At 69.0% G+C, this 11,157-nt stretch carries 9 protein-coding genes; 7 read left to right on the top strand and 2 right to left on the bottom strand.

Going from position 1 to position 11,157, the window contains the following annotated elements; all coding sequences use genetic code 11:
* Positions 1-517: hypothetical protein (locus AB1824_10015; GenBank protein ID MEW5765300.1), on the top strand; the 517-nt coding region annotated here is incomplete at its 5' end.
* A 102-nt stretch (positions 518-619) separates the two neighbouring features.
* Here the strand turns inward: AB1824_10015 and AB1824_10020 are convergent.
* Positions 620-2,677 carry an oligopeptide transporter, OPT family gene (locus AB1824_10020; protein MEW5765301.1) on the bottom strand — a complete coding sequence of 686 codons (2,058 nt, stop codon included), beginning with the start codon at positions 2,675-2,677 and terminating at the stop codon, positions 620-622.
* 357 nt (positions 2,678-3,034) lie between these two features.
* Positions 3,035-4,015 (bottom strand): SpoIIE family protein phosphatase, encoded by a 981-nt coding sequence (locus AB1824_10025; protein MEW5765302.1) that lies wholly within the window; start codon positions 4,013-4,015, stop codon positions 3,035-3,037.
* A 327-nt stretch (positions 4,016-4,342) separates the two neighbouring features.
* Here AB1824_10025 and AB1824_10030 point away from each other — a divergent pair, with 327 nt between their 5' ends.
* From AB1824_10030 to AB1824_10055, 6 genes are all read left to right on the top strand, one after another.
* Positions 4,343-5,569, top strand: a complete 1,227-nt coding sequence (locus AB1824_10030) for an ATPase, T2SS/T4P/T4SS family (protein ID MEW5765303.1) — start codon at positions 4,343-4,345, stop codon at positions 5,567-5,569.
* Positions 5,570-5,591: 22 nt separating this feature from the next.
* A complete protein-coding gene (locus tag AB1824_10035) occupies positions 5,592-5,987 on the top strand; it encodes a hypothetical protein (protein MEW5765304.1) in 396 nt (131 codons plus the stop codon).
* Complete coding sequence (locus tag AB1824_10040) at positions 5,984-9,061, top strand: AAA family ATPase (GenBank protein ID MEW5765305.1); 3,078 nt, start codon at positions 5,984-5,986, stop codon at positions 9,059-9,061. Before AB1824_10035 ends, AB1824_10040 begins: the two co-directional genes overlap by 4 nt.
* Positions 9,062-9,131: 70 nt before the next feature.
* Positions 9,132-10,109: a 2-hydroxyacyl-CoA dehydratase gene (locus AB1824_10045; protein MEW5765306.1), complete on the top strand. Its 978-nt coding sequence runs from the start codon at positions 9,132-9,134 to the stop codon at positions 10,107-10,109.
* Entirely contained in the window at positions 10,106-10,828 is a 723-nt protein-coding gene (locus AB1824_10050; protein ID MEW5765307.1) for a lipoate--protein ligase family protein, read from the top strand. Before AB1824_10045 ends, AB1824_10050 begins: the two co-directional genes overlap by 4 nt.
* Positions 10,829-10,947: 119 nt before the next feature.
* Positions 10,948-11,157, top strand: a 210-nt coding sequence (locus AB1824_10055) for a hypothetical protein (protein ID MEW5765308.1), incomplete at its 3' end; no start/stop codon positions are given.

The raw sequence follows: 11,157 nt of genomic DNA on the forward strand, positions 1-11,157 counted from the left end.
CGCGCCCCAAACACCGCCTACGGCGGCGCCCGTAAAGAAGAAGAGCGGGATCTGGAAGTGGTTCGCGTGCGGATGCGCGGTCCTGCTCCTGCTGGTCCTGGCCGTGGCCGGGGTCGCCGGATTCCTCGCCTACAAGGGCATCCTCTTCGCCAAGAAGAAGGGGACCGAAACCATGGGCCGGCTCCGGGAGGAGGGCGGCGCGCCGGGCGTGCGCGGACGGCTTGACGCGGCCAAGATGCGGGACTTTTTCGACGCCTCGGGAGACTGGCCGGACATCCGGCGGGCCATGGACGCCAACGACCGGCAGGCCCTGGACGAGCACGCCGCCCGGATCGGCCTCGCCTCGGGACGCGAGCTGGAGCAATACATGGCGGTGGTGATCCTCGCCGGCGGGATGACCTTCGTCCCCGAGGGCGCGCGCCGCCAGATGCTCGCCCAATCCGTGGGCCAGGACGTGGCGGAGGTCGTCATGGCCCCGGAGAACCAGGAGAAGGTGCGCCGGTTTCTCCGGGAGTGACCGGCACCGCCGGAGAAGAACAGAGCGGGGGCCTTCGAGCGAAGGCCCCCGCCTCGTTTTTCGCGCCGCCTGCCTTCGACGGACCCCTTTCCGGCTCCGCCCTCAGGCCTTCGCGCGCCTCGCGTACACGACCAGGAAGGAGCAAAGGGCGATCACTCCCAGGATGGCGAGCCACTCGCCGGGCGCCCCCTCGAAGGCTTCGGCGTGCAGGACGTGCACGGCGGCCTTGGCGTCGAGAGTCCCGGTGGAGGTCTTGATCACCGCGTTGATCACGGCGTCCACGACCCCCATGATGGCGCCTCCCGCCATGAGCCCCGAGGCAATGAGGATGCCCCGGTCGTGGCGCGGCTTGACGTCCGCCTCGCCCTCGCCCGTGCGCGGGCGCGAGACGATCCAGCTCAGAATCCCCCCCAGGAGGATGGGCGTGTTCAGCTCGATGGGGAGGTACATGCCCAGGGCGAAGGCCAGCGCGGGGACGTTCACCATGCGGAGGATGAGGGAGAAGATCACCCCGAGGGCGAAGAGGTACCAGCGCAGGGAGCCCGAGCCCGCGCCGAAGATGCCCACGAGGATCTCCTTCATGGCCGAGGCCTGGGGAGCGGGGATCGCGTTGGTTCCGAAGCCTTGGGAGGGGTCGGTCTGGGACATGACCCACATGGCCACGCCGCAGAAGGTGGCCGCGACGGCCGTCCCGAGGAACTTGAGAGCGAGCTGGCGGGCCGGCGTCGCGCCGAGCCAGTGGCCCACCTTCAGGTCCGACGAGAGGGCGCCGGAGGCGGCGAGGGCCGTGCAGACGACCCCGCCCACCATCATGGTCACGAACATCCCCTGGCCGCCCCCTAGCCCGAGTTTGAGCATGACGACCCCCGTGATGATGAGGGTCAGCATGGTCATGCCCGAGACGGGGTTCGTGCCGATGATGGCGATGGCGCGGGCCGCCACGGGGGCGAAGAGGAAGGCGATCCCCGTCACCAGGGCGGTTCCCACGAGGGCGGGGACCCAGCCGTTTTCGAGCCCCAACCCGAGGGAGAAGAAGAGGAAGGCCACCACCACGAAGGCGGCGAGCCCGCCCAGCATGACGCCTCCCGAGAGGGTTCGGTCCGTCCTCGGCACCGCCGCCGCCTCGCGCGTGTCTCGGCTCCGCATCCCCTTCAGGTTCGCGCCGATGGAGCGGACCATGGAGGGCATGGAGGTCAGCACCCCCAGAATCCCCGCCCCGGCGATCCCGCCCACGCCGATGATCCGCACGTAGTACTTGAAGACCTGGTCGGGGTTCATGGCGGAGATGAGGATGTCCCCGGGGGGAAGGACCGCCGTCATCTGGGAGCCGATGGCGTGGACCATGGGCACCAGCACGAAATAGGAGAGGAACGACCCCGCGGCGATGACGGCGGCGTACTTGATGCCGATGATGTATCCGATGCCGACGATGGCGGCGTTGTTGAGCATCCGGAAGGTCATGAAGTGGTCGCTGAGGACCCGCCCCACGCCCACCACCTTCAGCGAGACGGTCTCGGCCATGGCGTGGAGGGTCGCCACGAGCCCGTCGTAGAGCGCGCCGACGCCGGCCGCGAGGGCGAGGATCTTGGCCTGCCCGCCCACCCGCTGGCCCGAAACGAGGATCTCCGTGGTGGCGGTTCCCTCGGGCCAGGGGAACTGCCCGTGCATTTCCACCATGAAGTGGTATCGGAGGGGGATCAGGAAAAGAATCCCCAGGCACCCGCCCAGGAAGGAGACGAGGATCACCTGCCAGATGGAGGGCTGGGGCACGCCCGAACCCGGCGTGGCGGCGAGCATGTACAGGGCGGGAATGGTGAAGACGGCCCCCGCCACGACGTGGGAGGAGTTGGCCCCGATGGACTGGACGATGACGTTCTCCAGCAGGGAGCTCTTGCGGCTGAAGAAGGCGCCGATGCCGATGGCCAGAATGGAGATGGGGATGGCCGCCTCGATGCCCTGTCCGACCTTGAGGGCCAGGTAAGCCGCCGCCATGGAGAAGACGGCGCAGAAGAGGAGGCCCATGACGACGGAGCGTACCGTGACTTCGGGGACGCCCGTCTCGTCCGGCACCACGGGCACGTATCGTTCCCCCTCCTTGAGGGGGCGCCGGGCGTTGTCGGGAAGCCCTTGAATCTCCTTCGGCGCGTTTCCGTGCGACATGTGAACCCCCCCCCGGCCCGGAAAGGCCGCGAAAAAGGCCCCACCTGGCGGCGGGGTCGTGGGGCAAGAATAGCACAGGGAAAGGCGGAAGGCGGAAGGCGGAAGGCGGAAGGCAAAACGGGAACATATCAAAGGTCGAACGTGGGATGTGGGATTTAGAAACACAGGCGAACGCGAAAGCCGTGGGGCAGGAGCCCACACCCTAGTCCCGGAGACGGAGACGGGGGCCTGTGTAGCGGCCGATGCTCGCATCGGCCGAAAAGCCGACCCCTCGCGAGCAAGGGGCGCTCCGGTGCGGGGAGTCCATTGAAGCGAGCGGCGAAGGAGCGCCGTCCATTGAAGGTCTCCCCTTGCCCCTCACGCCGTGCGCTGGATCACGAGGACGGTGAGGTCGTCGGCGCGGCGCCCCCCGGCCCGGAAGGCCGCCGCCGCCGCCGCGAGCCCGGCGGCCGCCTCTTCGGGCGGAGAACCCTCGAGCGCCCGCGCGGCCTCTTCGAGTCGGGCCCGGCCGAACTCCTCGCCCGATGGGTTCCGGGTCTCCGTGAGCCCGTCGGTGCAGAGGACCAGGAGCTCCCCAGGCCGGAGCGTCACCTCAACGGCCCTGAAACTCTGGTCGCAGAATAGGCCCAGGGGGAGACCCGAGGCGCCGATCCACCGGACCTCCTCCTTTCCCACGCAGAGGGGGGGGACGTGGCCCGCGTTGACCAGGACCACATCCCCTTCCGGCGAAGCCCATCCGCAGGCCAGCGTGGCGTAGTGGGACGGGAGCGTGCTCTCGCAGAGGACGTGGCTGGCCCGGGCCGCGGTCTCTTCCGGCCGGAGTCCGAGGGGAAGGAGGGCCCTGAGGAGCGCGTGAAGCTGGGCCATGAGCAGGGACGCGGAAACGCCCTTCCCCGAGGCGTCGCCCACGGCGAAGAAGAACCGCCCGTCGGGTAGGGTCAGGACGTCGCAGTAGTCCCCGCTGACGGGTCCCGCCGGCTCGTAGACGTGGCCGGCGCGCCACCCGGCCGAGGAGAGACTTCGTCGGGGGAGGAGTTCGGCCTGGACCCGCGAGGCCAGGTCCATGTCCGCCTCCAGGGCCCGCTGCTCCTCGAGGGAGAGGTGGTCGAGGCAGAACTCGAGGAGGGGGTCCGCCGCCAGGCGGTCCTGTTCGATGGGATCGCCGCAGGACTTGCAGAGGCCGAAGGTGCCTCGGTCCAGGCGGCCCAGGGCGGCGTCCACGGCGGACAGGAGGCGGTGGATCTCCGGGTCCTCCGCGCCCGTTTCGACGGCCCGGCTGAGCCACCGGCGGCGGGTCTGGAGCTGGTCGCGGACAAGAGACTCGGGAACGGATGACATGGCAGCCTCCCCGTATGGGTCCAAAACGCTTCTGGCCCCGGGCTCTCTTCACGCATCGCCCGGCAAGAAGCTCAGGGCGATTGGCGAAGGCGGGATCGAGCGAGGGGTCGAACCCGCCGGACACGGTTCTCTTCGTCTATTCTAACGCGGTCGTCAAGGGGGTCCCGAGTCCGGGAAGAGGGTCGGGGAGAGGAGAAGCGGGGCCGGGCCCTCCGCCCGCCGCGACGGCCCGCCGCCGCAGTCCGCTTCCTCCGCCGCGGCCACTTCGCCCCCGGGCCTATTGCCGCTTGCGTTTCAGGATGTTAGATTGAGACGCAGAGGTGGGAAATGGTGGACAAGGTTCAGTTCGAGGCGGCTCGAAGGACGCCGGACGTGGACGCCAAGCAGGTCCGCTCGGCGGTGGAGGACAAGGGCGTCGTCCAGGAAGTGGACAACGCCCTGGCGGAGGCCGTCGGGTCCGGGGCCACGGACATCCATTTCGAGCCCCAGCCCGAGGGGCTCATCGTCCGGGTCCGGGTGGACGGGGCCATGACCACGGTGAAGGAGGTGCCCGACCGGATGAAGGGCAACGTCCTGAACCGGATCAAGGTCCTGTCCGGCATGGACATCACCAAGAGCCGCATCCCCCAGTCCGGCTTTTTCAAGATGATGGCGGGGGAACGGCGCATCGAGCTGTATGTCTACGCCCTTCCCACCCTCTACGGGGAGTGCATCACCGTGAAGGTCCAGTACAAGCAGAGCGCCACCCTGCGGCTCGACCAGTTGGGAATGAGCCCCGCGGTGCTGACCTCGTACCGGAAGGCTCTCTCCCGCACGGCGGGGCTCTACCTCGTGACGGGCCCCCCCGGATCGGGCAAGCGGACCACGATCTACGGCTCCATCCTCGAGGTCCTGAAGCCCAACATGCTCGCCATGGGCTTCGACCCGGTCATCAAGTACGAACTGCCGGGCATGATCCAGGGCAAGCCCGAGGACCGGAGCGAGTTCACCTTCGCCGAGGCCATCCTCTCCCTGTTCCAGCAGGAGCCGGACGTGGCCTACATCGGGGACATCCTCAACGAGCAGGAGGCGCGGGCCACCATTTCGGGCGCCTTCGCGCGCCGGCGCGTCTTCGCGCGCATGACCGCCAACGACACGGTGAACGCCATCCAGAACATCGTGGACATGGGCGTCCAGCCCTTTCTCATGGCGGCCTCCACGGCGGCCGTCCTGAACCAGAGGCTCCTTCAGCGGCTGTGCCCCTCCTGCCGGGAGTCCTACGATTCGGACGAGGCCATCCAGAAGGAGGTCGGTCTCAAGCTTCCCCCCAACGCGAGGTTTTTCAAGGCCAGGGGATGCGACGCTTGCAAGGGCACCGGCTACCAGGGGGTGGTGGCCATCTACGAGCTGTACCTCCCCAGCGAGGAGTTGAACAAGATGCTCGTGGGCAAGGCCTCCGTCGGAGAGGTCCGCCAGCGGGCCGTCCGGGAAGGGCTCATCTCCCTCAAGGTGGACGGGGTCCTCAAGGCCCTGGCGGGATACTGCACCCTCGAAGAGGTCCTGAACGCCCTTTAGGGAGCGCTTTAGGGAGCGGATCATGCCCCAGAACCTGGTGCTGAGAATGCGCGACGGCTCCATGAAGAAGTGCAAGATCTACACGCACTTTTCGGCGGCCTACTCGCGCTTCCAGGTGGTCACGGTGGACGGGCGGGTGGAGAACGTCCCCCTCAGCGACGTGAAGGCCATCTTCTTTGTCCGGGACCTGGAGGGCAATCCGGGATACAAGTCCCAGGCCGAGTACTCGGAGGAGTCTCCCAAAGCCGGGCGGCCCGTCCGGGTTTCCTTTCCCGACGGGGAAGTGATGCGCGGCCGGGTCCTCCACATGGCCGAGGGACGGAGCGGCTTCTTCCTCTTCCCCGCCGATCCCCTGGACAACAACCTCAAGGTCTTCGTGGTCCGCTCGCCGGACGTGAGCGTGGAGGTGGAGGCGTGAAGGAGTCCCTGCAGGCGCTCCTGGAGCGCCTCCTGGAGGTGTTCGGTCCCGCCCTCCTCCCGCCCCCCGCCGGGCGGGAGGCGGAGGATCCTGCGGAGGCCGCCGTCTCCGCCGTGACCGAAGCCCTCCACGCGGTGTCCCTCGCGGGCCTCGCGCTCCTGTCCCGCCGGAACAACTTCAGCCGGCCCGTCCACGAGGCCGCCGCCGAGGTCCTTTCGGACCCCTCCCTTTCGGCCCACGCCCGTTTCCAGGGTCTCCTCTTCTCCACCAACCGGGACTTCTTCGGGCAGGTCTTCCCGGTTCAGTACGTGACGAAGGACGTCCTTCCCCTCTACCTCCGGAAGTACCTGCAAATTTTGGAGGAGGTGGGGCGCCTCGCGGGTCTTCCGCCGGGCGAGCGATCGGGCCCTGAAGCGGTGAGGGTTCTCCAGGACGCCCTGACCTTCCTCGCCAACAACTGGACGGGCACCGTGGCCGTCCTCCGGCCCTCCCCGAAGGTGGTGGAGGGGCCCGCCGTGGAGGTCCTGGGCGGGCCGCCCTCCACCGCGGGCAAGGTCCGGGCCCTCTCCAATCAAATCCGGCCGGGCCTCTACCTGCTTTCCGAAAACCATCCGCCCGTTCCCCTGCATCCCTTCTATTACTTCGGGGAAGAGCGCTCCTACGTCTGCCGGATGGCCACCTCCGACGGCATCTTCTTCCGGGCCTTCGGCGGCGAGGGCTACACCCTGCTGTTCCACCCCGCCCTCCTGATGGACCTGGGCGACTTCTTCTTCCGCGCCGGCGCCTACGAGAAGGCGCTGAGGCTCTACCGGCTCATCGAGAACGAAAACCGAGAGGCCTTCATCATGGTCTCGGCCCTCAACCACGCCCTCGCCGCCCGGGGCCTCTCGGTGCGGGGGGACTACCTGAGGGCGGCCACGGAGTGGGAGCTGGCCCTGGCGGTTCGGCCCGACGCCCCGGTGCTCTACCACGAGGTGGCCTCCGACTATCTCGCGGGCCTCCGCCACGGCCACGCCGCGGGGGCCCTGAACCGGCTCCTGGAGCGCTATCCCGTGAGCGACGAGGGGTACGTGGCCCTGGGCGACGTCTACTCGGCCAAGGGCGACCTGAGCCGGGCCCAGCGCGCCTACGACAAGGCCCTCCTCCTCAACCCCCACAACGCGGGGGCCCAGGAGAAGAAGCGCCAGACCCAGGAGCGGCTCGAGACCAAGCCCGCCCCCGAAGGCGAGAAAGCGGAGGCGCTTTCCGAGGATATCCTCGTGAACCTGACCCAGAAGGTCCGGGCTCGCCCCCGCGTCCCCCTCGTGGGAAGGGAGGCGGCCCTGGGTCAGCTCCTGGAGATCCTCTCCTGCCGGGACAAGCACAACGCCCTCCTCGTGGGCGAGGCGGGGGTGGGCAAGACGGCCCTCGTGGAGGAGCTGGCCCTGCGCCTCTGCGAGCGGAACGTCCCCTCGGCCCTGGCCGGGCGAACGGTGAGCGCCCTCAACCTCGGCGCGCTCATCTCGGGCGCGCGCTTCCGAGGGCAGTTCGAGGAGCGCGTCCTGGAAGTGGTGCGGAAGGTGCGGGAGCGGGGGCACCTCCTCCTCGTGGAGAACCTCCACCACCTCGTGGCCACGGGCGCCACGCGCGGGGCCTCCCTCGACTCGGCGAGCCTCATCAAACCGGCCCTTCTCTCGGGGGACATCCAGGTCATCGGCATCACGGACGAGGAGTCCTACGCCAACATCCTCGAGAAGGACCCCTCCTTCCTCAAGCTCTTCCACCTCCTCAGGGTGGAGGAACTGAGCCTGGAGCAGGTGAAGGAGGTCGTGAAGACGCGCCTGCCGCTCTACGAGGAGTTCCATGGCGCGCGGTTCCCCGAGGGCCTCGTGGAGAACAGCCTGGAGATGGTGCGCCTCTCCATCACCCGCAGGGCCCTCCCCGAAAGCGTCCTGGACCTCATGGACCGCGTGGCCGCCCGGGTGGCCCTCAGCGCCGCGCGGGGAGAGCGGCCCACCTCGGAGGTCTCCCGTCGGGACGTCATCGAGACCCTCTCGGAGATGTCCGGCGTGGCCTACGAGCGCCTCTCCCTGCTGGACCGCGACCACCTGGCCCGCATGGAGGAGATCCTCTCCGGGGAGGTCGTGGACCAGGAGGAGGCCATCCGGAAGGTCAGCCGTCTCATCCGAACGGCCAAGCTCGGCCTCGACCTCAACGACCACCGCCCCGACGGGGTCTTCCTCTTCGTGGGGCCCACGGGCGTGGGCAAGACCGAGCTGGCGCGCTCCATCGCCAAGCTCCTCTTCGGCGACGAGGAGAAACTGATCCGCATCGACATGAGCGAGTACATGGAGCGCATCAGCACCTCCCGCCTCATCGGGACGGCGCCGGGCTACGTGGGCTACTACGACCAGAACCAGCTCACCGACCAGGTGAGGAAGAACCCCTACTGCGTCATTCTCTTCGACGAGGTGGAAAAGGCCGATCCGCAGGTCCTCAACCTTTTCCTCCAGATCTTCGACGCCGGCCGCCTCACCGACGGGAAAGGCCGCACCGTCCGCTTCCACCACGCCACCATCATCATGACCTCCAACGTGGGAACGCACCTCTTCTCCAAGGCCCGCGTGGGATACGCCGAGGCGCGCAGCCACGTGCCCGAGGAGGAGGTCCTCAAGGAGGTCCGGGCCCAGTTCTCGCCCGAATTCCTCAACCGCGTGGACGAGGTGGTCCTCTTCCGCAGCCTCACCGCCGATTCCCTCGGGCGCATCGTGGATCTGCAACTGCGCGACCTCAAGGATCGGCTGGGCCACCAGGGCAAGGAACTGGTCCTGGAGCCGGAGGCGAGGGCCCTCCTCGCCCAGGAGGGCTATTCCTTCGAGTACGGGGCCCGCAACCTGGGCCGGGTCCTGAGGCGGCGGATCTCCGAGCCCCTGGCCCAGCTCGCCCTGACCCCCGAATGGCATGGCGCCTCGGTGGTCCGGGCCTTCCGCCGCGCGGACGCGGTGGCCCTCGAACTGCTCCCCCACGGGAGGCTTCAGTTCGAGGTGGCGGTCCACGAAGAAGAGGCCGAGGGGGAGACGGGCCGGAAGGCGTGAGCGAATCCGCCGCCTCTCCCGGACCCTGCGAAGAGGACGCGCCGCGCGGGCGGCGGTGAAGGGGAAGCGTTTGCGAATCGGAGTCGTTCCCCCCGTTCCCATGGAACCCTTCGTGGCCTCCGCCCACGAGGCGGTCAACCTGTGGAGCGCCTTCTTCACCGCCCCGGACCGGTCCGCCCTGCTGGAGACCGCCCGCCTCGCGGGGTTCCCCGAGAATTACTCCGCCTACGCGCGGTGCCTCTACGGCCTGATCTTCGACCTCCGCATCGAGGCCGTCTACTACCCCCAGCCGGGCGTTCCCAAGGAGGTCCTCAAGGCCATCGAGATGGCCGCCGAGCAGGGGGTCGAGTCCGTGCCCTTCGCCTTCCCGCTCTTCCGGAACGACCAGCGCCTCTCTCAGGCCCTCGAGGCCCTGAGGAGGCGCCTCGGCGTGGACCCCGCCGTCCTGGAGGCGGTGGTCCAGCGCCTCCACGAGGTTCGCACGGTGCTGAGGCGGTACGACGGGCTCCAGATGCGCACGGCGGCCTTCTCCTCACGGGCCTACGTCTCCATGCTGGCCCAGGCCATGGATCCCCGGGGCGACCTCGAAGGCCTCAAACGACGCATCGAGCGGGGCATCCTGGACTACCGGGACGAGGGCCGCGAGCGCTGGACGCGCGTGGGCATCGTGGGCCTCCCCCCGTACCGGGAATCCTTCTACGAGACCCTCGAATCCATGCGGGCCGTGGCCGTCTACGACGAGTGGGGCCTGGAGAACAACCCCATGAGCCCCTCCATGGACCTCACCTTCCTTTACCACACCTGCTCCCTCCCCTACGGCCTCAAGCGCCGCCTGGAGAGGGTCCAGCGCGAGGCGGCCACCCGCCGCCTCCAGGCCGTCGTCCTCGCCGTCGAGTACCTTTGCGAGAGCCTGAAGGACGAGGGCTACTTCCGGGTCAACCTCGGACTGCCCGTCTACGTTTTCGAGAACCGGGGAGGGGACCGCCTCTCCTCCGCCGAGGAGCGGGGCCTCAAGCGTCTTCTCGAGGAGCAGGTCGCCGCCCCATGACCCCCTGGAAGCTCCTGCTCGACGAATTCCCCCGCGACGGGGCCACGAACATGGCCCTCGACGAGGCCCTCTTCCGCGACGCCGAGGAGGGCCGAGAGACCCGCCCCGTCCTCCGGCTCTACGGCTGGTCGCCGCCGTGCCTCTCCCTCGGCTACCACCAGGACCCTGCCCTCGCCGCCGACGCGCAGTTCTGTCAACGAAACGCCATCCACATCGTGCGGCGGCCCACGGGGGGCCTCGCCGTCCTCCACGACGACGAGGTCACCTACGCCGTCGCCGCCCCCCTCGACCAAGGGCCCTTCCGCGGCCTCGACCTGGGCGGCACCTATTCCGCCATTGCCGCGGCCCTCGTGGAGGGCCTCCGGAGTCTCGGCCTCCCCGCCCTCCTCAGCCGCCGCCAAGCCCGCGCCGCGCCCACCTCCACCGCGCCGTGCTTCCAGGTACCCACCGCCGACGAGGTCCTCGTGGAGGGCCGCAAGGTCGTCGGAAGCGCCCAGCGCCGCGGCCGACGCGCCTTCCTCCAGCACGGCGCCGTGCCCCTGAGCGTGGACTACGCCCTCCTCCTCGGCGCCACCGGCCGCCCCGGCGCCGACCCCGCCCCCTACCGCGCCGCCTTCGCCGGCCTCAAGGACTTCCTCCCCGGCCTCACCCGCCAAGCCCTGCGCGCCGCCCTCCTCGAAGGCTTCCGCCTCCGCCTCGCCGCCTCCTTCGAAAACTAGGGACAGCCGCCGATTGGTTGGGCCATTTCGGAATGGTCATGGAGAATGTGGAAGGAAACCCCGAAGGGCCCTTGCCTGCCGCGTGGGCGGAGGATAGAGTCTCCGGAGAGGGGAGCCTCATGGAGACGGACGGGCCTCAGGCGGCGCCTGCCACGGGAAGCCTCGGGCAAGAAGAATCCCCCTCCAGGAACTTGCTCCGAAGGCGGATCGTGACGGACGCGTCGTGCCAGGTGGTGGACCGGAAGGACTACGAGCCGTACGGGGTGGAGATCCGCCCCGCCACGAACTCCGCCGGCAACACGCACCAGTACACGGGCCACGAGCGGGAC

This window comes from Acidobacteriota bacterium (genome assembly GCA_040752915.1).
GTDB lineage: Bacteria > Acidobacteriota > UBA4820 > UBA4820 > DSQY01 > JBFLVU01.